The sequence below is a fragment of the Amycolatopsis acidiphila genome (genome assembly GCF_021391495.1).
GTDB lineage: Bacteria > Actinomycetota > Actinomycetes > Mycobacteriales > Pseudonocardiaceae > Amycolatopsis_E > Amycolatopsis_E acidiphila.
Map to the genome: position 1 here is coordinate 6264877 of NZ_CP090063.1, position 24452 is coordinate 6289328.

The 24452-nt window shown below is 70.2% G+C and carries 26 protein-coding genes; 14 read left to right on the forward strand and 12 right to left on the reverse strand.

The window, feature by feature from the left end; genetic code table 11:
• The first annotated feature begins 21 nt into the window (after window positions 1-21).
• Together LWP59_RS30690 and LWP59_RS30695 are read left to right on the forward strand one after the other, a co-directional pair.
• The gene (locus tag LWP59_RS30690) at window positions 22-1731 is read left to right on the forward strand and encodes a DEDD exonuclease domain-containing protein (protein WP_144643002.1); all 1710 of its coding nucleotides are present in this window, start codon (window positions 22-24) and stop codon (window positions 1729-1731) included.
• Window positions 1732-1781: 50 nt separating this feature from the next.
• Window positions 1782-2063, forward strand: coding sequence for an Lrp/AsnC family transcriptional regulator (locus LWP59_RS30695; protein ID WP_144643001.1), 282 nt, complete (start codon window positions 1782-1784; stop codon window positions 2061-2063).
• 64 nt (window positions 2064-2127) lie between these two features.
• Here the strand turns inward: LWP59_RS30695 and qcrB are convergent, their stop codons facing one another.
• The 4 genes from qcrB to ctaE are packed head-to-tail and all read right to left on the reverse strand — an operon-like array spanning window position 2128 to window position 6447.
• Complete coding sequence (qcrB, locus tag LWP59_RS30700; RefSeq protein WP_144643000.1) at window positions 2128-3804, reverse strand: cytochrome bc1 complex cytochrome b subunit; 1677 nt, start codon at window positions 3802-3804, stop codon at window positions 2128-2130.
• Window positions 3801-4955: a cytochrome bc1 complex Rieske iron-sulfur subunit gene (gene qcrA, locus LWP59_RS30705; protein ID WP_144642999.1), complete on the reverse strand. Its 1155-nt coding sequence runs from the start codon at window positions 4953-4955 to the stop codon at window positions 3801-3803. Before qcrA ends, qcrB begins: the two co-directional genes overlap by 4 nt.
• Window positions 4952-5770: a cytochrome bc1 complex diheme cytochrome c subunit gene (gene qcrC, locus LWP59_RS30710; RefSeq protein WP_144642998.1), complete on the reverse strand. Its 819-nt coding sequence runs from the start codon at window positions 5768-5770 to the stop codon at window positions 4952-4954. Before qcrC ends, qcrA begins: the two co-directional genes overlap by 4 nt.
• Window positions 5771-5817: 47 nt before the next feature.
• Window positions 5818-6447, reverse strand: a complete 630-nt coding sequence (gene ctaE / locus LWP59_RS30715) for an aa3-type cytochrome oxidase subunit III (RefSeq protein WP_144642997.1) — start codon at window positions 6445-6447, stop codon at window positions 5818-5820.
• 84 nt (window positions 6448-6531) lie between these two features.
• Between ctaE and LWP59_RS30720 the strand changes: the two genes are divergently transcribed.
• The 4 genes from LWP59_RS30720 (at window position 6532) to trpD (ending at window position 9508) form a co-directional block, all read left to right on the forward strand.
• A complete protein-coding gene (locus LWP59_RS30720) occupies window positions 6532-6942 on the forward strand; it encodes a hypothetical protein (protein WP_144642996.1) in 411 nt (136 codons plus the stop codon).
• Between the two features lie 109 nt (window positions 6943-7051).
• Window positions 7052-7987, forward strand: a complete 936-nt coding sequence (locus LWP59_RS30725; RefSeq protein WP_208637356.1) for an IS5 family transposase — start codon at window positions 7052-7054, stop codon at window positions 7985-7987.
• 88 nt (window positions 7988-8075) lie between these two features.
• Window positions 8076-8486, forward strand: coding sequence for a response regulator transcription factor (locus LWP59_RS30730; RefSeq protein WP_144645280.1), 411 nt, complete (start codon window positions 8076-8078; stop codon window positions 8484-8486).
• The gene (trpD, locus tag LWP59_RS30735; RefSeq protein WP_144645281.1) at window positions 8483-9508 is read left to right on the forward strand and encodes an anthranilate phosphoribosyltransferase; all 1026 of its coding nucleotides are present in this window, start codon (window positions 8483-8485) and stop codon (window positions 9506-9508) included. The genes LWP59_RS30730 and trpD overlap by 4 nt, the downstream gene beginning before the upstream one ends.
• 69 nt (window positions 9509-9577) lie before the next feature.
• Here the strand turns inward: trpD and LWP59_RS30740 are convergent, their stop codons facing one another.
• Together LWP59_RS30740 and ctaC are read right to left on the reverse strand one after the other, a co-directional pair.
• Entirely contained in the window at window positions 9578-9997 is a 420-nt protein-coding gene (locus LWP59_RS30740) for a cytochrome c oxidase subunit 4 (RefSeq protein ID WP_144645283.1), read from the reverse strand.
• A gap of 28 nt (window positions 9998-10025) precedes the next feature.
• Entirely contained in the window at window positions 10026-10922 is an 897-nt protein-coding gene (ctaC, locus tag LWP59_RS30745; protein ID WP_144645285.1) for an aa3-type cytochrome oxidase subunit II, read from the reverse strand.
• Window positions 10923-11070: 148 nt separating this feature from the next.
• Between ctaC and asnB the strand changes: the two genes are divergently transcribed.
• Window positions 11071-13005 carry an asparagine synthase (glutamine-hydrolyzing) gene (gene asnB, locus LWP59_RS30750; protein ID WP_144645287.1) on the forward strand — a complete coding sequence of 645 codons (1935 nt, stop codon included), beginning with the start codon at window positions 11071-11073 and terminating at the stop codon, window positions 13003-13005.
• A 48-nt stretch (window positions 13006-13053) separates the two neighbouring features.
• On the opposite strand, the gene LWP59_RS30755 is transcribed toward asnB, so the two are convergent.
• Window positions 13054-14043: a carbohydrate kinase family protein gene (locus tag LWP59_RS30755; RefSeq protein WP_144645289.1), complete on the reverse strand. Its 990-nt coding sequence runs from the start codon at window positions 14041-14043 to the stop codon at window positions 13054-13056.
• A 130-nt stretch (window positions 14044-14173) separates the two neighbouring features.
• Between LWP59_RS30755 and LWP59_RS30760 the strand changes: the two genes are divergently transcribed.
• Window positions 14174-14347, forward strand: a complete 174-nt coding sequence (locus LWP59_RS30760; RefSeq protein ID WP_186383607.1) for a hypothetical protein — start codon at window positions 14174-14176, stop codon at window positions 14345-14347.
• Window positions 14348-14435: 88 nt separating this feature from the next.
• Here LWP59_RS30760 and LWP59_RS30765 read toward each other — a convergent pair whose 3' ends face one another.
• Window positions 14436-14801, reverse strand: a complete 366-nt coding sequence (locus LWP59_RS30765) for a HesB/IscA family protein (RefSeq protein WP_144645291.1) — start codon at window positions 14799-14801, stop codon at window positions 14436-14438.
• Window positions 14802-14963: 162 nt separating this feature from the next.
• On the opposite strand from LWP59_RS30765, the gene LWP59_RS30770 reads away from it, so the two are divergent.
• The gene (locus tag LWP59_RS30770; RefSeq protein ID WP_144645293.1) at window positions 14964-15620 is read left to right on the forward strand and encodes a DUF3043 domain-containing protein; all 657 of its coding nucleotides are present in this window, start codon (window positions 14964-14966) and stop codon (window positions 15618-15620) included.
• Between the two features lie 65 nt (window positions 15621-15685).
• Window positions 15686-16675 (forward strand): aldo/keto reductase family protein, encoded by a 990-nt coding sequence (locus LWP59_RS30775; protein ID WP_144645295.1) that lies wholly within the window; start codon window positions 15686-15688, stop codon window positions 16673-16675.
• Window positions 16676-16679: 4 nt separating this feature from the next.
• On the opposite strand, the gene LWP59_RS30780 is transcribed toward LWP59_RS30775, so the two are convergent.
• Complete coding sequence (locus LWP59_RS30780; RefSeq protein WP_144645309.1) at window positions 16680-17336, reverse strand: IspD/TarI family cytidylyltransferase; 657 nt, start codon at window positions 17334-17336, stop codon at window positions 16680-16682.
• 66 nt (window positions 17337-17402) lie between these two features.
• On the opposite strand from LWP59_RS30780, the gene cobT reads away from it, so the two are divergent.
• Window positions 17403-18452, forward strand: a complete 1050-nt coding sequence (gene cobT, locus LWP59_RS30785; RefSeq protein ID WP_144645297.1) for a nicotinate-nucleotide--dimethylbenzimidazole phosphoribosyltransferase — start codon at window positions 17403-17405, stop codon at window positions 18450-18452.
• Window positions 18453-18518: 66 nt separating this feature from the next.
• Here cobT and LWP59_RS30790 read toward each other — a convergent pair whose 3' ends face one another.
• Window positions 18519-19622: a branched-chain amino acid aminotransferase gene (locus LWP59_RS30790; RefSeq protein ID WP_144645299.1), complete on the reverse strand. Its 1104-nt coding sequence runs from the start codon at window positions 19620-19622 to the stop codon at window positions 18519-18521.
• Window positions 19623-19683: 61 nt separating this feature from the next.
• Here LWP59_RS30790 and LWP59_RS30795 point away from each other — a divergent pair, with 61 nt between their 5' ends.
• Window positions 19684-19971, forward strand: a complete 288-nt coding sequence (locus LWP59_RS30795) for a hypothetical protein (RefSeq protein ID WP_229857798.1) — start codon at window positions 19684-19686, stop codon at window positions 19969-19971.
• Here the strand turns inward: LWP59_RS30795 and LWP59_RS30800 are convergent.
• Window positions 19940-20914, reverse strand: a complete 975-nt coding sequence (locus LWP59_RS30800; protein WP_229857796.1) for a hypothetical protein — start codon at window positions 20912-20914, stop codon at window positions 19940-19942. The two genes, LWP59_RS30795 and LWP59_RS30800, sit on opposite strands and share 32 nt — an antisense overlap.
• Before the next feature lie 86 nt (window positions 20915-21000).
• On the opposite strand from LWP59_RS30800, the gene LWP59_RS30805 reads away from it, so the two are divergent.
• Window positions 21001-22506, forward strand: coding sequence for a leucyl aminopeptidase (locus LWP59_RS30805; protein ID WP_144645303.1), 1506 nt, complete (start codon window positions 21001-21003; stop codon window positions 22504-22506).
• A gap of 36 nt (window positions 22507-22542) precedes the next feature.
• On the opposite strand, the gene LWP59_RS30810 is transcribed toward LWP59_RS30805, so the two are convergent.
• Window positions 22543-22866, reverse strand: coding sequence for an oxidoreductase (locus LWP59_RS30810; protein WP_233459080.1), 324 nt, complete (start codon window positions 22864-22866; stop codon window positions 22543-22545).
• Between the two features lie 191 nt (window positions 22867-23057).
• Here LWP59_RS30810 and lpdA point away from each other — a divergent pair, with 191 nt between their 5' ends.
• Entirely contained in the window at window positions 23058-24431 is a 1374-nt protein-coding gene (gene lpdA, locus LWP59_RS30815; RefSeq protein WP_144645307.1) for a dihydrolipoyl dehydrogenase, read from the forward strand.
• The last annotated feature ends 21 nt before the right edge of the window (window positions 24432-24452 follow it).

A 24452-nucleotide genomic window follows, 5' to 3' on the forward strand; every position in this document is an offset into this window, starting at 1 on the left:
CCCTTACCTAGGGTGCCGATCATGCATGGCGCGCACGATCAGCTGACCTTCGACGAGCTGGGCACGCCGCTTCGCGACACCACGTTCGTGGTCTTCGACCTGGAGACCACCGGCACCAAGCCGGGTCCGGACGGGATCACCGAGATCGGCGCGGTCAAGGTCCGCGGCGGCGAGGTGCTGGGCGAGTTCGCGACGCTGGTGAACCCCGGGAAACCGATCCCGCCGCAGATCGTCGCGCTGACCGGGATCACGGACGCTGTCGTCTACGACGCCCCGACCATCGACCGCGTACTCGGCTCGTTCCTGGAGTTCGCGGCGGGCGCGGTGCTGGTCGCGCACAACGCCCCGTTCGACACCGGGTTCATGCGCGCCGCCTGCGCCGCGTACGGCTACCCGTGGCCGAAGCCGGCGGTGGTCTGCACGGTCAAGCTGGCCCGGCGCGTGCTGACCCGCCAGGACACGCCGAGCTTCCGGCTGTCCGCGCTGGCCGCGCTGTTCGGCTCCTCGACCACGCCGAACCACCGTGCGCTCGACGACGCCCGCGCCACCGTCGACGTGCTGCACGCGCTGCTCGAACGGGTCGGCTCAGTCGGCGTGCACTCGCTCGAGGAGCTGGTCGACTACCTGCCCGAGGTCACCGACGAGCAGCGGCGCAAGCGCGGGATGGCGGCGCACCTGCCCGAACTGCCCGGCGTGTACCTGTTCCGCGGCCCGGGTGAGGAGGTGCTCTACGTCGGCACGGCGTCGAACCTGCGGCGGCGGGTGCGCAACTACTTCACCGGGTCGGAGAGCCGCGGGCGCATCCGGGAGATGGTCGCGCTGGCCCAGCGCGTCGACGGCATCGAGTGCTCGCACGCGCTCGAAGCGCAGATCCGCGAGCTACGGCTGCTCGCGGCGTACCGGCCCGCGTACAACCGCCGGTCGAAGAACCCGCGCAAGTCCTGGTGGGTGGTGCTGACCGACGAGGCGTTCCCCCGGCTGTCGGTGGTGCGCCTGCCGAAGGACGGCGCGCTCGGGCCGTTCAACTCCCAGGCGATGGCGAAGCTCGCGGCGGACGTGCTCGCGGGCGCGTCCGGGCTGCGCACCTGCACGCAGCGGATCTCGGCGGTCGCCCCGGCGGGCAGGCCGTGCGCGATGGCCGAGCTGGGACGCTGCGGGGCGCCCTGTGCGGGCCACCAGAGCGTCGAGGCGTACTTCCCGTCCGTGCGGGCCGTGGCGCAGCTGATCGGCGGCGAGGACAACGTTCCGCTCGACTCCGCCCTGCGTCAGCTCGACGAGCTCGCCGCGGCCCAGCACTACGAGCAGGCCGCGCGGCGGCGCGACGAGCTGGCGATCCTGGTGCGCGCGGTCGCGAAGGCGCATCGGCTGACGGCGCTGGCCGCCATCCCGGAGCTGGTCGCCGCCGCGCCCGACGGCAACCGCGGCTGGGAGTTCGCGGTGATCCGGTACGGCAGGCTCGCCTCGGCGGGCGTGGCAAGGCGCGGGGTGCCGCCCATGCCGGTCGTCGACGCACTGGTCGCGGCGGCGGAGACGGTGACCCCCGAGCCAGGGCCGCTCTACGGCGCGCCCCCGGAGGAGGTCGGGCTGCTGCTGCGGTGGCTCACCCGGGCCGGGGTGCGCCTGGTGCGGACGGCGATCCCGTGGGCCGAGCCCGCGCACGGCGCCGGGGGCTGGCACGACTGGCTCGAACGCGCCTCGACCGCCACGGCACTCGAGCAGGCGGTGGGCTGAGCCGCGGCGATACGATCCCGGCAGCCCGTAAACCCCTGAGGAGGACCCCGGTGATCACTGCGATCGTGCTGATTCATGCCGTGGCGGACAGCATCCCCGAGACCGCACAGGCGATCGCGGACATCGACGGCGTGTCCGAGGTGTACTCGTGCGCGGGTGACGTCGACCTGATCGCGATGGTGCGGGTGCAGACCCACGAGGAGCTCGCCGACCTCATCCCGGCGAAGATCGGGCGGGTGTCCGGCGTGGTGGACACCGACACGCACATCGCGTTCCGCTCCTACTCCACGGCCGACACGGAGTCGGCGTTCGCACTCGGCGCCGAGGACTGATCCCCGGGGAACACGAAGAAGCCGGTTCCCCTGCGCGGGGAACCGGCTTCTCGTTTCGCTGTGCCTAGATGTCCGGCGTCTGCCAGCCCGAGGGGACCTCCTCGGTGGCGGGCACCTCGCCGTTGCCGTGGTGCCCGTTGCCGCCGTGGCCGTTGGCCTTCGCCCGCTCCAGGGCCGCGACCTCTTCGGCCGGGTCCGGCGCGAGCAGCGTGCCGGGTACCGGGCGCCCGGCGGCACCGAGCTTGTTCATCTTCTTCGGCACCGACGCCCCCTGGTAGTCCAGCGGGATCGCGTGGCCGTGGCTGTCCACACCGGCCAGCGGCTGGTGGATCTCGATGAACTCACCGTGCGGCAGGCGCTTGATGATGCCCGTCTCGATGCCGTGCTCGAGCACCTCGCGGTCGGCCCGCTGCAGGCCGAGGCAGAGCCGGTAGCTGATGAAGTACGCCAGCGGCGGCACCACCAGCACCCCGATCCGGCCCGCCCACGTGGTCGCGTTCAGCGAGATGTCGAACTGGTCGGCGATGATGTCGTTGAAGCCCGACAGCTCGATGACCATGAAGAACCCGAGTGCCATCGCGCCGATGCTGGTGCGGACCGGTGCGTCCCGGGGCCGCTGCAGCAGGTTGTGGTGCGCGGTGTCGCCCGAGAGCTTGCGCTCGATCATCGGGTACGCCAGCAGCAGCCCGATCAGGATCGGCATCCCCACCGCACCGGCGAAGAACACCGCGGGCACCGTGTAGTTGCCCAGGTACAGCTCCCACGCCGGGTAGATACGCAGCATGCCGTCGGCCCAGGCCATGTACCAGTCCGGCTGCGAACCCGCCGAGACCTGGGACGGGTTGTACGGCCCGATGTTCCAGATCGGGTTGATCTGGAAGATGCCCGCCATCAACGCGATGACGCCGGTGACCAGGGCGAAGAACGCCCCGCCCTTGAGCGCGAACACCGGCATGATGCGGATGCCGACGACGTTGGTCTCCTTGCGCCGCACGCCGGGGAACTGGGTGTGCTTCTGGTACCAGACCAGCGCCAGGTGCGCGCCGATCAGCGCCAGCATGATGCCCGGCAGCAGCAGGATGTGGATCGTGTAGAGCCGCGGGATGATCACGTTGCCGGGGAACTCGCCGCCGAACAGCGCCCAGTGCAGCCAGGTGCCCATCACCGGAACCGACAGCACGATGCCGGACAGGGTGGCCCGGATACCGGTGCCCGAGAGCAGGTCGTCGGGCAGCGAGTAGCCGAAGAAGCCCTCGAACATGCCCAGCACCAGCAGCAGCACGCCGATCAGCCAGTTGGCCTCACGCGGCCGGCGGAATGCTCCGGTGAAGAAGATCCGGAACATGTGGACCATCATCGCGGCGACGAACACCAGGGCGGCCCAGTGGTGCAGCTGCCGCACGAACAGGCCGCCGCGCACGTCGAACGAGATGTCCAGGGTGGTCGCGAACGCCCGCGACATCTCGACACCCTGCAGGTTCCGGAAGCTGCCGTTGTAGGCGACCTCGGCCATCGACGGGTCGAAGAACAACGTCAGGTAGACGCCCGAGGCGATCAGGATGATGAAGCTGTAGAGCGCGATCTCCCCGAGCAGGAACGACCAGTGCGTCGGGAACACCTTGTTCATCTGGTGCCGCAGGCCCTTGGCCATGTGGTAGCGCTGGTCCATGTTGGTGGCGGCCTCGTTGACCTGCCGCTGGACCAGGCTCGAGCCCTTGGTCGGCGTGGTGAGTGAACTCATGACTTCCGCTCCCAAAAGGCCGGTCCCACGGGCTCGATGAAGTCACCGCGAGCGACCAGGTACCCCTCGTCGTTCACCGTAATAGGCAATTGGGCCAGCGCGCGAGTGGCGGGCCCGAAAATGGGCTTGGCGTAGTGCAGGGCGTCGAACTGCGACTGGTGGCACGGGCAGAGGATCCGGTTGGTCTGCTGCTCGTACAGCGAGGTCGGGCAGCCCACGTGGCTGCAGACCTTCGTGTAGGCGTAGTACTCGCCGAAGTTGAAGTCCTCCTGGCCTTTGCGCTTGACGACGCGCTGGGCGTCCTCAGGACGCAGGCGGATGAGCATCACCGGGGCGTCCGACCGCATGAACACCGCCGAGAGGGCCTCCGCGTCGCCCCGGTCGGACTCGCGGAACGGGAACACCGTCTCCATCGCGCCCGCGTCGAGGTCCTCGGGGCGCAGCAGCACGATCTCGTCCGACTTGCCCGTGTAGCGCCGCATGTAGACGACCTCACCGGGGAACTTCTTCTGCCACGCGGTGTGCCACAGCGAGTCCGGGCCGTTGGAGTCCTTCCACGGGTCCTTGATGAACGAGGCGACCGGCAGGCCGATCAGGCCGAGCCCGAGCGCGCCACCGGCGAAGCCCACGCTGCGCTTGACCAGCGACCGGCGCCCGATGGTGCTGCGGACGGCCGCGTCCTCCAGGTGCGCGACGATCGTCTTCTTGTCGATCTCGGGCGAGCCGTTGCCCTGATTGTCGCTGCGCTGCTGGATCGCGAGCTCGTTCGGGACGAACTTCTTCGTGTACAGCAGCACGCCGACGGCGAGGCCGAGGATCGTCAGGCCCAGCGTCACGCCCAGCATCGGGGTGTAGAGCGAGTACAGGAAGGTGCCGCTCTGGCCCGGCGCCCGGTACTGCCACGGCCACCAGATGAGGCCCACCACGAACGCCAGGCCGGCCAGGCCCGCGATGGTGAACCACAACGCCACGAACCGTTCCGCGCGCTTCTCCGCGCGAGTGCCCTTGACCGGCCACGGGTCCGGGTAGTCGACGAGCTCGACACCGTCGAGCTGCCCGCCCAGCTTGACCAGCTGGTCCCGGTCCATCTCGGCGAGTTCCGCGTCGGAAGGCTGTGAAACGCCGTGCCCCACAGTGTCTTCGCTGCTCATGCCCTCGATCCAATCCACAGGGTCACGCCGATCAGACCGGCGATCCCCACGATCCACGCGATGACGCCCTCGGACGCCGGACCGAACCCGCCGAGCGCGTCGCCGCCCGGGTTGTTGTTGCTGTCCGACACCGACTTGACGTACGCGATGATGTCCTTCTTCTCGTCCGGCGTGAGCTGCCGGTCGGAGAACTTCGGCATGTTCTGCGGGCCGGTGAGCATCGCCGTGTAGATCTGGTCCTCGTTGGCCGGGTCCAGGTTCGGCGCGTACTTGCCCGCGGACAGCGCGCCGCCACGGCCGGTGAAGTTGTGACAGGACGCGCAGTTGAGCCGGAACAGCTCACCGCCGCGCGCCGGGTCGGAGCCCTGCAGTGCCGCGCCCGTCTCGGCCGGCCGCTCCGGGCCGCCGCCGTTCGCCTGGATGTAGGCGCCGACCGCGTCGATCTCCTCGGGGGAGAGCTTCGGCGGCTTCCGCTCGGCCTGTGCCTCCTGCCGCACCATCGGCATCCGGCCGGACGAGGTCTGGAAGTACACCGCCGCGTCGCCGACGCCGACCAGGCTCGGGCCGCGGTCCTGCACACCCTGCAGGTTCGCGCCGTGGCAGGTGATGCAGGTGTTGTTGTAGACCTGCTGGCCCAGCCGCAGCTGTGCCGGGTCCTCCTGTGCCTGCGCGGTCTGTGCCTTGGGCACGAAGACCGCGTACACCGCGCCGGCCCCGATCAGCGCGACGCCCAGCGCCAGCAGGCCGGCGATCCGCCGGCGCAGCTTCGTGCGCGCGCCGAGGCGGCGGCCGGAGGATTTCTTCGTGGTGGTCATCTTGCGGCAACCCTTGCTGTTCGGTGAGTTCGGACGGGCCGGTGCGGTCAGGGAAGGATCTCGATGACCGCGAACAGGCCGATCCAGACGATGTCGACGAAGTGCCAGTAGTAGGACACGACGATCGCCGAGGTGGCCTGTGCGGGCGTGAACTTGCTCAGCTTGGTGCGGATGAGCAGGAACACGAAGGCGACGAGCCCGCCGAGCACGTGAAGTCCGTGGAACCCGGTCGCGATGAAGAAGATGGAGCCCCACGCTCCGGAGGGAATGGTCACGCCCTCGTTGATCAGGCTGATGTACTCGCCGACCTGGCCGCCGATGAAGATCGCGCCCATCACGAACGTGATCACATACCAGCGGCGCAGGCCGTACACATCGCCCTTCTCGGCGGCGAACACGCCGAGCTGGCAGGTGAACGACGAGGCCACCAGGATGATGGTGAAGGGCAGTGAGTACGGGATGTCGAGATGAATCGGCTCGCCCGTGGCGGCATTGATCGGCGGCCACACGCCAGTCGAGTTCTGCGCCTTGACCGTGAAGAACATGGCGAACAGCCCGGCGAAGAACATGAGCTCGCTGGAGAGCCACACGATGGTGCCGACACTGACCATGTTCGGCCGGTTCAGCGAGTGCACCCGCTGGCTGATGTTGGGAGCTGCCGTTGTCACGACTCGCATTATGTCCTCCCACAATGGAGCCTGCCCGGTCGGGTCGGCACCTGGGTTGGTCACAGCTACGAACGCGGAGGGTGAGGATCGCCGATGAGTCTGCTCGATCGAGTGCGTGACCTGCTGAGAAGGAGCTCCGAACCGGAGCTGACCCTCGACACGCCGGGACTGTCGGTGGTCGCGGAGGCCTTCGACATCGCCGAGGCGGACTCGGCTGTGCTGGCGAAATCACACCTTTGGGACGAGGGAAAACCGGCTGTGCTACGACACCACCTGACGCTGCCGGCGGACCGGGTCGCCGACGCCGGCCGCGTGCTGGCCCAGGATGGGTGGGAACTACGCACGGTGTCCGAATCGGGCGGGGCGGCGACGCTGCACGCACTGCGGGTCCAGCGGCTCGACGCGTTGCACTGCGCGCAGGAACGGTCCCGGATGGCCGGGCTGGCGCAGCGCCTCGGTGGCGACTCGCTCGGCTGGGACGCACTACAGCCCGTCTGCTCTTAGAGCCTGTTGGTGGATGGTGTGGCCGGGACCTGAGCGTGTCGTGAGGGTATGAGGCGGGGCTCCTGGTAGATCGAGAAGTACCACCAACTTGATCACCAGAAGCCCCAGGATGTCTGTCTACCGTGTCGAGGCCGCGAAGGCCAGTTGCGGCGTGTCCGGTTGCGCGTGTCGTGACCGGCTACGCCGGTATCCGTCCGATCTGACCGATGAGCAGTGGGAGGTGCTGGAACCGGAAGCACGGGCTGTCATGGCAGAGCTGCGCAAGAGCCCTGCGGGGGCGCCGATGCGCCATGACCTGCGGGCGGTGCTGGACGCGATCGGCTATCTGACCCGCTACGGCATCGAGTGGCGGGCGCTGCCGGCCGATTTTCCGCCCTGGTCGGCGGTGTACGCGTTCTTCCAACGCTGGAGTGAACGAGGACTGCCACACCGGCTGGCAGACCGGCTGCGGGGACGCATCCGGGTCGCGTGTGGCCGGGCCGAACTACCGACCGCGGCGGTCATCGACGCTCAGACCGTGCGTGGCGCCGACACCATGGCCGCCGAAAGTTGCGGGTACGACGCGGGGAAGAAGACCAAGGGCCGCAAGAGAAATATCGCCACCGATTGTCTCGGACTCGTGTTGATGGTCACCGTCACCTCCGCCGGTATGCAAGACCGCGACACCGCGTATCGCCTGCTGGCGTTGCTGCGTGAACACTTCTCCACCATCACTCTGGTCTGGGCCGACGGCGGCTACGCCGGACGCCTCGTCGTGTGGGCCAAAGCCGTGCTGCGCCTGACGATCACCATCGTGAAACGCAGCGACGACATCAGAGGCTTCGTGGTGCTGCCCCGCAGATGGGTGGTGGAGCGGACGTTCGGCTGGCTGATCCGCCATCGACGCCTGGTCCGAGACTACGAACGCCGACCAGAGCACCACGAAGCCATGGTGTGGTGGGCCACCGTCTCGATCATGACCCGCCGCCTGACCCGAGAACTGGCCGACACCCCTCCAGCACCACGCTGGGGCAAGCCCAGACCACCCGCCCTGACCCCAGCCTGACCATCTACCAACAGGCTCTTAGTGAATTCGGGCACTGCGGATAGCATCTGAGACGTCACAACCTACTGACGAGGCCGGAGGCTTGATCGTGACCGAGCAGCCGATGCGGATCCTGGTGTTCAGCCACCGGGCGGAAGTCCGCGAGTCGATCATCAATGCCATCGGCCGCAGGCCGGCCACCGACCTCGGCCGGGTGGAGTACGTCGAGGCGACCGGTGTGGCCGACGTGCTGTCGGAGATGGACGAGGGCGGGCTGGACCTGGCGATCCTGGACGGCGAGGCGCAACCGACCGGCGGCATCGGGCTGTGCCGCCAGCTCAAGAACGAGATCCTCGACTGCCCGCCGATCGTGGTCGCCGTGCGCCGCAAGGACGACCGCTGGCTGGCCAGCTGGTCGCAGGCCGACGCCGTGCTCGTGCACCCGCTCGACCCCCTGACCGCGGCGGAGACCGTCGCGGAGGTGCTGCGGGGCCAGCGGGTCCCGTCGGTCCGCGCGTGACCGCACAGTCCTGGCCCCTGCTGCTCAACCGGCTCATCGAACGGGTCGACCTGTCCGAGCAGGACACGGCCTGGGCGATGGACCAGGTGATGTCCGGCGAGGCCACCCCCGCGCAGATCGGCGGCTTCGCCGTCGCGCTGCGCGCCAAGGGCGAGACGCCCGAGGAGATCTCCGGGATGGCCGCGGCGATGCTCGCGCACGCCAAGCGCGTGCACGTCGAGGGCCGCGCGGTGGACATCGTCGGCACCGGCGGCGACCGGTCCGGCTCGGTCAACATCTCGACCATGGCCGCGCTCGTGGTCGCGAGCGCCGGGGCGCCGGTGGTCAAGCACGGCAACCGGGCGGCCTCGTCGAAGTCCGGGGCCGCCGACGTGCTCGAAGCCCTCGGTGTCGCGATCGACCTGCCGCCCGAGGGCGTGCAGCGCTGCGTCGCCGAGCTCGGCATCGGGTTCTGCTTCGCGCCGGTGTTCCACCCGGCGTTCCGGCACGCCGGTCCCGCGCGCAGCCAGCTCGGGGTGCCGACCACGTTCAACCTGCTCGGCCCGCTGACCAACCCCGCGCAGCCGAGCGCCGGGCTCATCGGCTGCGCGTACCCGGACCGGACGGAGCTGCTGGCGCGGGTGTTCGCGCGCCGCGGCGCCACGGCGATGGTGGTGCGCGGGGACGACGGCCTCGACGAGATCACCACCACGACCACCAGCACGCTGTGGGTGGTGTCCGACGGCGAGGTCCGCGAGGAACACTTCGACCCGCAGACGCTGGGCATCGCCCGCTCGACCCCGGAGGACCTGCGCGGCGGCGACGCGGTGGCGAACGCCGAGGTCGTGCGGGAGCTGGTGACCGGAAAGCCGGGCCCGGTGCGCGACGCCGTGCTGCTGAACGCCGCCGGCGCGCTCGCCGCGCACGCGGGCTTCTCCGGCTCCCTGACCGACGATCTGACGGTCGCGCTGGCCCGTGCCGCCGAAGCGGTCGACTCCGGCGCGGCCGCGGACCTGCTGGGCCGCTGGGCCGCCTTCCGCTGAGGCCCGGACACACGCAGAAGGGCGCCTCCCCCGGACTCAGGGAGGCGCCCTTCTGCGGTTGCCGAAGGCCTACTCGTGGTTCGGGCCCGTGTGGTACTCGAACACCAGGCCGCCCACGGTGACGAGGATCAGCACGACCGCGATCACCAGCAGCCAGATGTGGAAGAACGCCATCGCCAGTCCCGCCGTCGCCGCGGAGCCCGCCATCGCGATGGGCCAGTAGCTGCCCGGGCTGAAGAAGCCCAGCTCACCCGCGCCGTCGCTGATCTCGGCGTCCTCGCGGTCCTCGGGCCGGGCTTCGATACGGCGTGAGATGAACCGCATGTAGCTGCCCGCGAGGAGCGAGAGCCCGCCGGTCAGGATCAACGCGACCAGGCCGACCGGCTCGACTCCGTAGCCGCTCCAGTAGTACGTGGTCACGCCGTAGACGATCGCGATGAAGAACGCAAACACCGTGACCAGATCGAAAATCCGGGCTTCGACCTTCATGAAGCTGTCCTTACTCCTGTGTCCGGCGTCAGCGCGCTGTGCGGTCGGTGTTGAACGGCTGCGTGGTGACCGCGCGCGGGGCGCACAACTCGCCGCAGTTCATCGCGCTCAGCGCCTCGGCCGCGGTGTTGGGCACCCCGGTCGCCGGGTTGATCTGCGTCCGCAACTGAATGTACTGCTGGTACAGGTTGTCCGGCAGCGCACGGACTTCGAAGTTCATCATCGAGTGGTAGGTGCCGCACAGTTCCGCACACCGGCCGACGAACGAACCCGTGCTGTCGATCGTGTTCTGGAACGACGAGTCCTGGTTGTTCTTCTCCGGGTACGGGAAGACGTCGCGCTTGAAGTGGAACTCCGGCACCCAGAAGGAGTGGATGACGTCGGTCGAGCGCAGGTTGTACTGGATCGTCTTGCCGGTCGGCAGCACCAGCAGCGGGATCTCGGTCGAGCTGCCGACGGTGCGGATCATCTGGCCGGTCGCGTCCTTGGCCTCGTTCGGGTAGTCGAACTCCCAGTTCCACTGGAACGCGACGACGTTGACCGTGACGTCGGGATTCGGCTTCTTGTCCAGCACCTGACTCTCGGTGGTCGCGGTGAAGAAGAACAGCACGCAGACCATGATCAGCGGCGTGATGACGCAGAAGAGCTCCAGCGGCACGTTGTACTGGAACTGGCGTGGCAGGTCCGTCGGGTCCTGGTTCTTCTTCTTGCGGTGGAATGCCGACGCCCAGAAGATCAGGCCCCAGACGATGACGCCGACGACGAGCGCGGCGATCACGGACCAGGTCCACAGCCAGCGCATCTTGTCGGCCTGCTCGGTGACACCCACCGGCCAGCCGAAGCGCAGCACCTCGTCACCGGAGCACCCGGTCGCAAGCAGGGCAACGAGCCCGGCCAGCGCGGCGACCTTACCGACCCTCTTCAACCCAGGCCTCCTCGAATTCTCATGTGACAGCCGGAGCCTAGCCGAGTTGCCAGGTCCCGCTTGGCAAGGGGTAACCGTTCGGGGCAACTCCACCCGGCATACTGGCGTCCACTTATCCGGCTTGAGACCTAGAGGTGTGTGAGTAGACGTGTGCGGCCTGCTCGGACTGGTCTGTCCCAGTGAGAACGAAGCGGCGAAAGCCCGCGACTCGGTCGGGGCGGCCCTGCGCTGCCAGCGGCATCGCGGTCCCGACGAGACCGACACCTGGGCGGATGCCGAGGTCGTCTACGGGTTCAACCGGCTGGCGTTCATCGACGTCGAGCACGCCCACCAGCCGCTGGTGTGGGGTCCGCCGGAGGCGCCACAGCGCTACACGCTGAACTTCAACGGCGAGATCTACAACTACCGCGAGCTGCGCGAGCAGCTGGTCGCGGAGCACGATGCGAAATTCGCCACAGAGGGCGACGGCGAGGCGATCGTCGCCGCCTTCCACTACTGGGGCCCCGGCGCGGTCAGCCGGCTGCGCGGGATGTTCGCGTTCCTGCTGTGGGACGCGCAGGAGAAGGTGCTGCACGGCGCGCGCGACCCGTTCGGCATCAAGCCGCTGTACTACTCGGCGGGCCCCGGCGGTACGGCGTTCTCCAGCGAGAAGAAGAGCCTCCTGGAACTGTCGGACGTGCTCGACGTGCCCGCCGAGCTCGACACGGTCGCGCTGCAGCACTACCTGACCCTGCAGTACGTGCCCGAGCCGGAGTCGCTGCACGCGGGTGTCCGGCGGATCGAGTCCGGCACCTCGTTCACCGTCTCCCCCGGCGGCCGGCTGAAGCAGGAGCGCTACTTCTTCCCGCAGTTCACCGCCCGCCCGGTGACCACCGACGTCGAGGCGAGCGACCTGCACAAGCGGATCGCCGATGTGATGCGCGACTCGGTCGCCAAGCACATGATCGCCGACCCGGACATCACGGTCGGCGCGTTCCTCTCCGGCGGGATCGACTCCACCGCGATCGCGGCGCTGGCCAAGGAGCAGAACCCGAACCTCATCGCGTTCACCACCGGCTTCGACCGCGAGGGCTACTCCGAGGTCGACGTCGCCGCCGAGTCCGCGGCCGCGATCGGGGTCAGGCACGTCGTCCGGACGGTCACCGCCGACGAGATGATGGACGTGCTGCCGCTCATCGTGTGGTACCTCGACGACCCGGTCGCCGACCCCGCGCTCGTGCCGCTGTGGTTCATCGCCCGCGAGGCCCGCAAGCACGTCAAGGCGGTGCTGTCGGGCGAGGGCTCCGACGAGCTGTTCGGCGGCTACACCATCTACAAGGAGCCGATCTCGCTCGCGCCGTTCGAGAGGGTGCCGGGTGGCGTGCGCAAGCTGCTGGGCAAGGTGTCCGAGCGCATCCCGGAGGGCACCCGCGGCAAGGACCTGCTGCGCCGAGGCGCGCTCACGATGGAGGAGCGCTACTACGGCAACGCCCGGATCTTCCGCGACGACCAGCTGCGCCGGGTGCTGCGCGACTACGTCGAGGGTGTCGGGCACCGCGACGTCACGGCCGAGCACTACCGCACGTCGGCGGGCTGGGACCCGGTGGCGCGCATGCAGCACGTCGACCTGTTCACCTGGCTGCGCGGGGACATCCTGGTCAAGGCGGACAAGATGACCATGGCGAACTCGCTGGAGCTGCGGGTGCCGTTCCTCGACGCCGAGGTGTTCAAGGTCGCGGCCGGCATCCCGCTGGACCAGAAGGTGACGAAGGAGACCACGAAGTACGCGCTGCGCCGGGCGCTGGACGGCATCGTGCCCGCGCACGTGCTCAACCGCCGCAAGCTGGGCTTCCCGGTGCCGATCAAGCACTGGCTGCGCGCGGAGATGTACGACTGGGCCCGCGGCATCATCAACGACTCGAAGACCGACGCGCTGCTGGACAAGCAGGCCGTGCTGCGGCTGCTGGACGAGCACCGGTCGGGCACGCTCGATCACAGCCGCCGGATCTGGGCGCTGCTGGTGTTCATGCTCTGGCACGGCATCTTCGTCGAGCACCGCATCAAGCCGGAGATCCCCGAGCCCGCGTACCCGGTCAAGATCTGACCCCGGACACACCGAAGGCCCCCTCCGCGGAGGGGGCCTTCGGTGTCGTCAGGCGCCGAGCACCGCGCCGATCTCGACGGCCGCGTCGGGACCGTACGCCTCGGCGATGCGCTTGAGACCGTCCGCGCGGTCGAGGTACCACTCCTGCGTGCCCACCGTCTCCAGCACCAGCACCGCGATCAGCGAGCCCAGCTGTGCGGCGCGCTCGAGGCTGAGGCCGCCGTGCAGGCCCGCGAGGAACCCGGCGCGGAAGCCGTCGCCGACGCCGGTCGGGTCGGCCTTCGTCAGCTCCGGCACCGCGGCGATCTCCAGCGCGAGCCCGTCGGGCCCGACGATCTCCACGCCCTTCGCGCCGAGCGTGGTGACCCGGATGCCGACGTGGTCGAGGACGTCGTCGGCGCTCCAGCCGGTCTTCTGCCGCAGCAGCTCCCACTCGTAGTCGTTGGTGAACAGGTACTTCGCGCCCTCGACGAACGCGCGCGCCTGCGCGCCGTCCATCCGGGCCAGTTGCTGGGAGGGGTCGACGGCGAACTCGTAGCCGCGCTGACGGCACTCCCGCGCGTGCCGCAGCATGCCCTCGGGGTCGTCCGGGCTGATCAGCACGAGACCGAGGCCACCGATGCGGTCGGCGATGGGCTTGAACTCGATGTTGCGGGCCTCGGCCATCGCGCCGGCGTAGAAGGTGGCGATCTGGTTGAGGTCCTCGTCGGTGGTGCACACGAAACGCGCGGTGTGCGCGACCTCGGACACCAGCACGCCGGAGGTGTCCACGCCGTGCCGCTCGAGCCAGGACCGGTAGTCGGCGAAGTCCTCGCCCACCGCGCCCACCAGCACCGGCTGCACCCCGAGCACGCCGAGGCCGAACGCGACGTTCGCGCCGATGCCGCCGCGGCGCACCACCAGGTCGTCGGCGAGGAAGCTCAGCGACACCCGGTGCAGCTGGTCGGCGATGAGCTGGTCGGCGAACCGGCCGGGGAAGTGCATCAGATGGTCGGTGGCGATACTGCCCGACACCGCGATTCTGGCGTTGTGTGGCACCAGTGCTCCCTGCTCTCGACACACGTGTCGGCGCCGAAGTTAGCCCGTCAGAGGTAATTCGCCGCCGCGCTTCGACACTACCGTTTAGTAGGGCTGTCGTGCCGGGGACAGGCGTCTTAGCGTCGCCGGTGTGAACGCAGCGACCGAACCCGAAACACTCGCCGAGCTGATCAGCGACTGCGCGGACATCCCCGCCGGTCTCCGCGAGCGGCGGCCCTCCGCCCCCACGCCGCCGGCCCCACGGGGCTGGGCGGTCGACGAGGCGTGTCACTCCCAGGTCGCCGACCTGGACGACTACGCCTGACCCCGGACCAACTGACAGCACAGAAAACGGGCGCGGACCACGTGCAGAACGTGGCCCGCGCCCGCCCATGTCAGCGGTGCGCGCGGACTCAGTGGAACGAGTCGCCGCAGGCGCAGGAACCCGTGGCGTTCGGGTTGTCGATGGTGAAGCCCTGCTTCTCGATCGAGTCGACGAAGTCGATGACAGCGTCCTGCACGTACGGGGCGCTCATCCGGTCCACGGCGACGCGCAGGCCGCCGAAGTCGCGGAACAGGTCGCCGTCGAGCTCGCGCTCGTCGAAGAACAGCTGGTAGCGCAGGCCGGCGCAGCCACCGGGCTGGACGGCGATGCGCAGGTGCATGTCGTCGCGGCCCTCCTGCTCCAGCAGGGCCTTCGCCTTCGCAGCGGCCGTGTCGGTCAAGGTCACGCCGTGGGTGGCCTCGGTCTGCGGGGCGCCGGTCTCAGCGGTCGTCATGGCTCTCCCTCAGGGTGTTGCTCTGTGGCGGGTACGGATGCCTCCTGCAACCAGTCAACATCGGCCGTGCCCGTTCTGTTCCACGCCGGGGCGTTCATTTCATGGTCGCATATCTCGCGACCGGGCGAACACCTGCGCGGGGGTGTGGAATATCCTGCTCGGGTGAGGTTCTTACGCCGAAGTGGCACTACCACCGAAGACAGCCCCGAGATCGAGGCCGCCGAGGTGGCCGAAAGCGTCGAATCTCACACCCGCGGGTACACGCCCGCGAAGGGCAAGCCGACGCCGAAGCGCCGCGAGGCCGAGGGCAAGCGCCGGGCGCCGCTCGGCCCGCCACCGAAGACCACCCGGGACGCGATGCGGCGCAACCGTGAGCTGCGCAAGGCGAACCCGAAGTCGAAGGAAGAGCTGCGGGCGTCCCGCAAGGAGCGCCAGGAGCGGATGGCCGCGGGTGACGAGCGTTACCTGCTGCCGCGCGACAAGGGCCCGGTCAAGGCCTATGTGCGTGACCTTGTCGACTCGCGGCGCAACCTGACCGGGCTGTTCATGCCGCTGGCGGTGCTCGTCCTGATCGCGATGATCGTGCCGTTCCCGCTGATGCAGCAGTACGCGACGCTGGTGTGCACCGTGCTGCTGCTGGCGATGGTCGTGGAGGGCTTCTTCACCGGGCGCCGGGTCGGGCGGCTGGCGCGGGAGAAGTTCCCGAAGGAGACGTTCAACGGCCGGTCGATCGGCTGGTACGCGTTCGTCCGGTCGAGCCAGGTCCGCAAGCTGCGGATGCCCAAGCCCCGCGTCAAGCCGGGCGACGTCATCACCTGAGGCAGGCCGACCTGGAGTCGCTCCAGGTAGTTAGCGAGGCGAAGGACTTCGGTTAGGCTGGCGGCATGGAGTTTCGTCGTCTCGGCCGTAGCGGTCTTTCCGTCAGTGAAATCGCCTACGGCAACTGGCTCACCCACGGCTCGCAGATCGAGGAGGAGCAGGCCCACGCCTGCATCAAGGCCGCACTCGACGCGGGAATCACCACCTTCGACACCGCCGACGTCTACGCGAACACCGCCGCCGAGTCCGTACTCGGGCGTGGGCTCGCCGGACAGCGCCGCGAGAGCCTGGAGATCGCGACCAAGGTCTTCTGGCCGACCGGCCCGAAGGGACCGAACGACCGCGGCCTGGGCCGCAAGCACATCATCGAGGCCTGCCACGGCTCGCTCGAGCGGCTGCGGACCGACCACATCGACCTCTACCAGGCACACCGCTTCGACCACTCGGTGCCGCTCGAGGAGACCTTCCTCGCGTTCTCGGACCTGGTCCGCCAGGGCAAGGTCCTCTACGTCGGCGTCTCGGAGTGGACCGCCGAGGAGATCACCCGCGGTGCCGCACTGGCCCGTGAGCTGCACGTGCCGCTGGTGTCGAACCAGCCGCAGTACAACATGCTGTGGCGCGTCATCGAGCCGCAGGTCGTGCCCGCAGCCGAGCGCGAGGGGCTGAGCCAGATCGTCTTCTCCCCCATCGCACAGGGCGTGCTGACCGGCAAGTACAAGCCGGGACACGCGCCGCCCGAGGGCTCGCGCGCGACCGACGAGAACGGCTCGAAGATGGTGCAGCGCTGGATGCGCGACGAGATCCTCGAGCGCGTCCAGAAGCTCGAGCCGCTCGCCGCGCAGGCGGGGCTGTCCCTCGCGCAGCTCGCCGTGGCGTGGGTCCTGCAGAACCCGAACGTCGCCGCGGCGATCATCGGCGCCTCCCGGCCGGAGCAGGTGCACGAGAACGTCAAGGCCGTGGGCGTGAAGCTCGACGCCGACCTGCTCGCCGCGATCGACGAGGCGCTGGACGGCGTGGTCGAGAACGACCCGCGCCGCACGCAGAGCCCCCGCTAGCGCCTCAGGACGAGAGGACCTGCCCGGCGACGACGAGGTCGTGCGGGTAGGTCACCTTGAAGTTCCGCTCGTCGCCGCGCACCCAGTGCACCGGCAGCGTCGAGAACCGCTCCATGACCGACGCGGTGTCGGTGCCGTCGAAGCCTTCGCGCGCGGCCTGTTCGTACGCGTCGAGCAGCGGCTGCGCGCGGAATCCCTGTGGTGTCTGGGCGCGGACGACCGTGCCGGGCAGGCGGGTGCCGTCGGCCCGGACGATGTCGTCGGCCGCCAGGCCCGGCAGCGCGCCGCCGTACTCGCGGGCCGTGCGGAGCACGTCCGTGATGAGCGCCGGGGTGATCAGCGGACGGGCGCCGTCGTGCAGGAGCACGGTGTCGAGCGCCCCCGTTTCGATGCGCCCGGCCAGGTGCCGCAGCGCGTTCAGCTCGGACTCCTGGCGGGTACCGCCGCCGTGCACCACCTCGACCGGCACGCACTGGTCGGCCAGCACCTCGGCGACCAGCTCCTCGTCCTGCGGCCGCGTGACCAGCACGAGTACGCCGACCTCGGGCACCTTCGCGAACGCGGCGAGCGACCACGAGACGATCCGCCGCCCCGCCAGCGGCAGGTACACCTTGTTCAGACTCGCGCCGACGCGTGTCCCCGCGCCGCTGGCCAGCACCACGCCGGCTGCCGAAGGTTCTGTCACACCGAGGAATCGTAAAGGTGGTCCTCCCGCTAGGTTGACGGCGTGAGTCGACCCGCGTTCACCGACGTCCCGCAGCCCGACGAGCTCGCCCGCGCCGAAGCGCGGCAACGGCACGCGACGCTGATCAAGCCCGTCGAGTCCCTCGGGCGGCTGGAGGAGCTCGGCGCGTGGATCGCCGCCTGCCAGGGCGTCTGCCCGCCGCGCCCGTTCACCCGGCCCCGGGTGGTGATCTTCGCCGGGGACCACGGCATCGCGGCCAAGGGCGTGTCGGCCTACCCCGTGGAGACGACGGCACAGCGGCTGGACGCGCTGCTCAAGGGCGACGGCGTGCCGAACGCGCTCGCGGGCGTCGCCGGGGCCGGGGTGCGGGTCGTCGACCTGGCGGTGGACGCCGACACCTCGGTGCAGGAGTTCAAGGTGCGCAGGGGATCCGGCTCGATCGACGTGGCGGACGCGCTCTCCGGCGCCGAGGTCGAGGCGGCCCTGCGGGTGGGCGTGGAGCTCGCGAACAACGAGATCGACTCCGGTGCCGACCTGCTCGTCGCGGGCGATCTGGGGGTGGGCGTGAGCACGCCGTCGGCCGTGCTCGTGGCCGCGCTGACGGGGACGGAGCCGGTCGGCGTCGTCGGGCGCGGTTCGGGCATCGACGACAACGCGTGGATGCGCAAGGCCGCCGCGATCCGGGACGCGTTGCGGCGGGCGCGGGCCGTGCTGGCCGACCCGGTGGCGCTGCTGCGCACGTCCGCGGGCGCCGATCTCGCCGCGATGACGGGCTTCCTGGCCCAGGCCGCCGTCCGGCGCACCCCGGTCCTGCTCGACGGGCTCCCGTCGGCGGCGGCGGCGCTCGTGGCGGAGGAGCTGGTGCCGAACGCGCGGGCATGGTGGGTCGCTTCGCACAGGTGCGCGGAGCCGGCGCACGAGCTGGCGCTGCAGCACCTGGACCTGAAGCCGGTGCTGGACCTGGGCATCCGCCTCGGCGAGGGCGCGGGAGCACTCGCGGCGCTGCCCATCCTCGCGATGGCCGCCCGCCTGCTCACGGACGTGGCCACCTATCCGGACGCGGGCGTCACCCCGCCGGACGGCGTGGCCTGAGCCGACGCCACCGATGCGGGAAGGCCGCCGTCACGAGTGACGGCGGCCTCCGGGGGTGGACAAGGGTCAGGAGAGCGGGCGCATCCAGCCGTGCGGGTCGGGGCGGGTGCCCTCCTGGATGCCGATCAGCTCGCCGCGCAGCTTCATGGTCAGCTCGCCCGGCTCACCGCCGTTCACCAGGAACTCGCCCTCCGCGTGCTTCACCCGGCCGACCGGCGTGATCACCGCCGCGGTCCCGCACGCGAACACCTCGGTCAGCTCGCCGGACGCGGCGTCCTTCTCCCACTCCTCGGTGGAGATGCGCCGCTCCTCGACCTCGTGGCCGAAGTCCTTCGCCAGCCGCAGCAGCGAGCTGCGCGTCACGCCGGGCAGCAGCGAACCGCTCAGCTCGGGCGTGACCACCCGCGCGTCGGCACCGGAGCCGTAGACGAAGAACAGGTTCATCCCGCCCATCTCCTCGACCCAGTGCCGCTCGACCGCGTCGAGCCACACCACCTGGTCGCAGCCCTCCTCGACGGCCTGGGCCTGCGCGAGGAAGGACGCCGCGTAGTTGCCGGCGCACTTGGCCGCGCCGGTGCCGCCCGGCGCCGCCCGCACGTACTCGGTGGACAGCCACACGCTCACCGGCTTGATACCGCCGCTGAAGTACGAGCCCGCGGGCGAGCCGATCAGCGAGAACAGGTACTCGCTGGCCGGCGCGTTCACCCCGAGCCCCACCGAGGTGGAGATCATGAACGGCCGCAGGTACAGCGTGTCGCCGGTCGTGGTCGGCACCCACCGCGAGTCGGCCGCGACGAGCTCGTGCAGCGAGCCGAGGAACAGCTCGTCCGGCAGCTCCGGCATCGCCAGGCGCCGCGCGGAGTCGCGGAAGCGCGCCGCGTTGGCCTCCGGCCGGAAGGCGGCGATCGAACCGTCGGGCTGGCGGTAGGCCTTGAGCCCCTCGAAGATCGCCTGGCCGTAGTGCAGCACCGAGGTGGCCGGGTCGAGGGTCACCGGCTCGTACGGCCGGAGCCCCGCGTCGTGCCAGCCCTGCTCGGCGTCCCACCGGACGGTGACCATGTGGTCGGTGAAGTAACGCCCGAAGCCCGGCGCCGCAAGTACCTCGGCTACACGCTCCGGGGAGGCCGGAGTCGGGTTCGAGGTACGAGTGAAGGGCAACGTGGTCGTCATGGGCTCAGAATATCTCTTAGTTGGACGTCCGAGAATTCCCTGTTCCCCTAGGATCGGGCTCGTGACCGAAAACAGCGTCTCGGCCGGAACCGCGTCGGATGTCCGCGCCCTGCTCGCCGCCGCCCTGCTGACCTACTCCGGCGGCGTGCTGATGCTGGTCGGCTACCTGCTGCTGTCCGGGGTGTTCGGGGCGATCCTCGGCCTGGTCGGCGCGGTCTTCGGCGTCGTGTGGTGGCGCAAGGTGCACGGCGACAAGGTCTTCCCCCGCGACATCTCGGTGAAGTCCGTGATCGTGCTCGTCGCGGTCGGCGCGGTGCTCACCGTGCTGGCGTTCGCGATGGCCGCCTGACCAGCAGCACTCCCACCCCGATCGCGGCCACCGCGATCAGCAGGTCGACCGGCGGCAGCCACGCCAGGAGCGTGATCGCCAGTGCCGCGGCGACGACCGAGCCCGCGTCCCGGCGCCGCGCGGACAACGTCAGCAGGCTTCGCACCAGGACCTCCGCCAGCGCCAGCGCGGCCGCCACGAGCATCGCCTGCACCGGCTGCAGCAGCACCGCGCCGACGGCGGCGACCAGCCCGCACAGCACCGAGCCCAGCGGTCGCGGCAGCGGCCCCCGCGCCTCGGTCAGCGCGCCCAGCGCCGCCGGCACCGCCGCGATCACCGCGACGCCTGCCAGCAACGGCTGGATCGCCTGGCCGTCGACCGCGGCCAGCAGGTCCGCGAGCGGCGCGTCCGACAGTCCCAGCCGGACCGGCCCCAGCTGGTGGAGCGCGGCCGCGCAGACGGCGGCCGCGAGCACGACGGCGCCGCCGAGCCAGCGGTCGGGCTTGCGCCGGTCGAGCAGCGGGAACAGCACGGCGGCGGCCGGGAACAGCCCGGTGACGCCGGGGCCGCTGCCGGTCCCGGGCTCGGGCGCGATGGCCAGGCACAGCGCGACCACACCGGCCGCGCCGACCAGCAGGATGCCCAGGATCCAGCCGCGGACGAACCGCGGCAGCGACACGCCGAACGCGTCCACGACCGTCACCACCAGCACCACGGCCAGCGCTGCGGGCACCCGGTACTGCGGCAGCAGGTATTCGCCGACGACCGAAGCGAACACCGCCACCAGCCCGAGCCGCGCCATCAGCCGCGCGCCCTCGTCCAGCGGCGCCACCCGCGGCGACAGCGTGCCGCGTGGCACGCACAGCACCAGCACCCCGGCGAGCACGGCCGCGGCCGGCAGCCACCAGCCGCCCGCCGCCGCGCCCACGGCGAGCGCGATCCCGAGCCCCGCACCGAGCCGCACGCCCGCCACCTGCCTTTCTTTCCCGTCGGTCCGCTCATTAGCATGGCAAACCATCCACATCGTCCGATGCGCGCGAGGAGCCATAAGTGACCGTGCCGAAGTTTGCCCTGTACGAAACCGCGGAGACCGCCCTGGCCAAGAGCCGTGCCGAGGTGGTCGTGATCGGCACGCTCCAGGGTGAGAAGACGGCCGCCCTCGCACCCGGCACGGAGGCCGTCGACGCCGCCTTCGACGGCAAGCTCGCGCGGCTGCTGTCCACGCTCGGCGCCAGCGGCAAGACCGAGGAGATCGTCAAGCTGCCGACGCTGGGCAAGCTCACCGCCGACGTGGTGTACGCGGTCGGTCTCGGCAAGGCCGCCGAAGACGGCACCGTGCCGGCGGAGCAGGTCCGCCGCGCGAGCGGTGCGGTCGGCCGCGCCCTCGCCGGGACCGCGCGGGCGTTGTTCCTGCCGTCCTACGTGGACCTGCACGCCGCCGTCGAGGGCGTCGCGCTGGGCGCCTACAAGTTCACCGAGTACAAGTCCGAGCCGGGCGACGCGCCGGTGTCCGCTGTGGACTTCGTGCAGCCCGCGGACGGCACGAGCCGCGCGCACAAGGCGACGCTGAAGGCCGCCGCCGCGATCGCCGAGTCCGTGCTCATCGCGCGCGACCTGATCAACACCCCGCCGAACGACCTGTTCCCGGCCTCCTTCGCGGAGCGCGCGAAGAAGCTGGCCGAGGCCAACGACCTCGAGTACGAGGTGCTCGACGAGAAGGCGTTGAAGCGCAAGGGTTTCGGCGGCATCCTCGGCGTCGGCGGCGGCTCCTCGCGGCCGCCTCGGCTGGTGCGCGTGAGCTACAAGGGCCCGAAGGCGGCGAAGAAGGTCGCGCTCGTCGGCAAGGGCATCACGTTCGACTCGGGCGGCATCTCGATCAAGCCCGCGGCGAACATGGACAACATGACCTCCGACATGTCCGGCGCCGCCGCGGTGCTCGCGTCGGTCGTGCTGGCGGCGAAGCTGAAGTACCCGCTGGAGGTCACCGCGAACATCCCGCTCGCGGAGAACCTGCCCTCGGGCACCTCCTACCGTCCGGGTGACGTGCTGAGCATGTACGGCGGCAAGACCGTCGAGGTGCTCAACACCGACGCCGAGGGCAGGCTCGTGCTCGCCGACGCCATGGTGCGCGCCGCCGAGGACGACCCGGACTACCTCATCGAGACCTCCACGCTGACCGGCGCCCAGGTCGTCGCGCTCGGCAACCGCACCGCCGGGATCATGGGCTCGGACGAGTTCCGCGACCGGGTGGCCGCGATCGCGCAGGCGACCGGCGAGGGCGGCTGGGCGATGCCGCTGCCGGAGGAGCTGCGGGGCGACCTGGACTCGCGGCTCGCGGACCTGGCGAACGTCACCGGGCACCGCTGGGGCGGCATGCTCGCCGCCGGGATCTTCCTGCGCGAGTTCGTCGCCGAGGGCCTGCCGTGGGCGCACATCGACGTCGCGGGCCCGGCGTACAACACCGGCGGGCCGTGGGGCTACACGAGCAAGGGCGGCACCGGCATCCCGGTGCGCACCATCGCCGCGGTGATGGCGGACATCGCGGAGAACGGCTGACGAAGGCGGACGGGCCCCTCCCCTGTGGGAGGGGCCTCAGCCCTCGGCGCGCTTCTGCCGCTGCGTGTACTCGCGCATGCGCTTGGGGTAACCGACCTTCGCGACCTCGTACACCGGGATCCCGCGCTTGCGGCCGAAGTGCTGCGCCGCGTCCAGGCTCCCGATCCGGCGCCGGGTCCATTCGCCGTCGTGTGCGACGAGCACGACCGTGGTCTCCGTCACCGTCGTGCGGGGCTCCACATAGGCCTCGACGCCCCGCCTGGCGGCGGCCCACTCCTCGAGGTGCCGCGTGTCACGCCCGCTGGCCCCGCGCGCCGTGCCGGACCTGCGTTTCCTGCGCAGCGAGCTGAACAGGCCCACCGTCGACCACCCCATCTCCAGCCATTCCCACCAGTCATTATCCCGGCTGCGCGGGGTGCGCCCAGTAACACACCCGGCTACCTCGCAACTGGGAAGTCCGTAGTGACAAGATGATGAGGGTCGCGACGTAACACGACGTTGAACCGAGTTGTAGACGAGCATCGCCGACGAGCTCCTCGAGGAGAATTGAAGTGACCGACGCTGGCGCCGACCTGGTGATCCTCGGTGGCGGATCAGGCGGCTACGCCGCGGCCTTCCGGGCCGCAGAGCTGGGCCTGTCCGTGACACTGATCGAGAAGGACAAGCTGGGTGGGACCTGCCTGCATCGCGGCTGCATCCCGACCAAGGCCCTCCTGCACGCCGCGGAGGTCGCCGACTCCGCGCGCGAGGGCGAGCAGTTCGGGGTGAAGACGACCCTCGAGGGCATCGACATCGCGGGCGTCAACAAGTACAAGGACCAGATCATCTCGCGGCTCTACAAGGGGCTGCAGGGGCTGGCCAAGGCCCACAAGGTCAACCTGGTCGAGGGCACCGGCAGCTACGTGAGCGGCACCACCGTCGAGGTCGACGGGCAGCGCCACACCGGCAAGAACCTGCTGCTCGCCACCGGTTCGTACTCCAGGACGCTGCCGGGGCTGGAGCTGGGCGGGCGCATCATCGCCAGCGAGGACGCACTGTCGCTGGACTACATCCCCGAGAAGGTCGTCGTGCTCGGCGGCGGCGTGATCGGCGTCGAGTTCGCCAGCGTGTGGGCCTCCTTCGGGGTCGACGTGACGATCGTGGAAGCGCTGCCGCGGCTGGTCCCGAACGAGGACGAGTTCGCCTCCAAGCAGCTCGAGCGCGCCTTCCGCCGCCGCAAGATCACCTTCAAGACCGGGGTGAAGTTCACCGGCGCGAAGCAGGACGACAACGGGATCAGCGTCTCGCTGGAGACCGGCGAGACCATCGAGGCCGACCTGCTGCTGGTCGCCGTCGGCCGCGGCCCGAACACCGCGGGCCACGGCTACGAGGAGGCCGGCGTCAGGATGGAGCGCGGCTTCGTGCTCACCGACGACCGCCTGCGCACCAACGTGCCGAACGTCTACGCCGTCGGTGACATCGTGCCGGGCCTGCAGCTCGCGCACCGCGGCTTCGCCCAGGGCATCTTCGTCGCCGAGGAGATCGCCGGCCTCGAGCCGCGAGTGATCGACGAGTCGGGCATCCCGCGGGTCACCTACTCCCACCCCGAGGTCGCCTCCGTGGGGCTGACCGAGGCGGCGGCGAAGGACAAGTACGGCTCCGGGGTCACCACGTTCACCTACGACCTCGCCGGCAACGGCAAGAGCCAGATCCTCAAGACCGCCGGCGCGGTGAAGCTGGTCAAGGCGCCGGACGGGCCGGTCGTCGGCCTGCACCTGGTGGGCGACCGCGTGGGCGAGCTCATCGGCGAGGCCCAGCTGATCTACAACTGGGAGGCGTTCCCGGAGGACGTGGCACCGCTGATCCACGCACACCCGACCCAGACCGAGGCCCTCGGCGAAGCACACCTTGCCCTGGCGGGCAAGCCCCTGCACGTGCACAGCTGACATACCTCTCGAGAAACCACC

Excerpts from the sequence above, each read along its gene's own strand:
- LWP59_RS30690 (WP_144643002.1), top strand. The coding sequence starts at position 22 with ATGCATGGCGCGCACGATCAGCTGACCTTCGACGAGCTGGGCACGCCG.
- qcrB (WP_144643000.1), bottom strand. The coding sequence starts at position 3,804 with ATGAGTTCACTCACCACGCCGACCAAGGGCTCGAGCCTGGTCCAGCGG.
- LWP59_RS30790 (WP_144645299.1), bottom strand. The coding sequence starts at position 19,622 with ATGACGACCACGTTGCCCTTCACTCGTACCTCGAACCCGACTCCGGCC.
- LWP59_RS30720 (WP_144642996.1), top strand. The coding sequence starts at position 6,532 with ATGAGTCTGCTCGATCGAGTGCGTGACCTGCTGAGAAGGAGCTCCGAA.
- LWP59_RS30740 (WP_144645283.1), bottom strand. The coding sequence starts at position 9,997 with ATGAAGGTCGAAGCCCGGATTTTCGATCTGGTCACGGTGTTTGCGTTC.
- qcrA (WP_144642999.1), bottom strand. The coding sequence starts at position 4,955 with ATGAGCAGCGAAGACACTGTGGGGCACGGCGTTTCACAGCCTTCCGAC.
- LWP59_RS30765 (WP_144645291.1), bottom strand. The coding sequence starts at position 14,801 with ATGACGACCGCTGAGACCGGCGCCCCGCAGACCGAGGCCACCCACGGC.
- LWP59_RS30725 (WP_208637356.1), top strand. The coding sequence starts at position 7,052 with ATGTCTGTCTACCGTGTCGAGGCCGCGAAGGCCAGTTGCGGCGTGTCC.
- qcrC (WP_144642998.1), bottom strand. The coding sequence starts at position 5,770 with ATGACCACCACGAAGAAATCCTCCGGCCGCCGCCTCGGCGCGCGCACG.
- ctaE (WP_144642997.1), bottom strand. The coding sequence starts at position 6,447 with ATGCGAGTCGTGACAACGGCAGCTCCCAACATCAGCCAGCGGGTGCAC.
- LWP59_RS30775 (WP_144645295.1), top strand. The coding sequence starts at position 15,686 with ATGGAGTTTCGTCGTCTCGGCCGTAGCGGTCTTTCCGTCAGTGAAATC.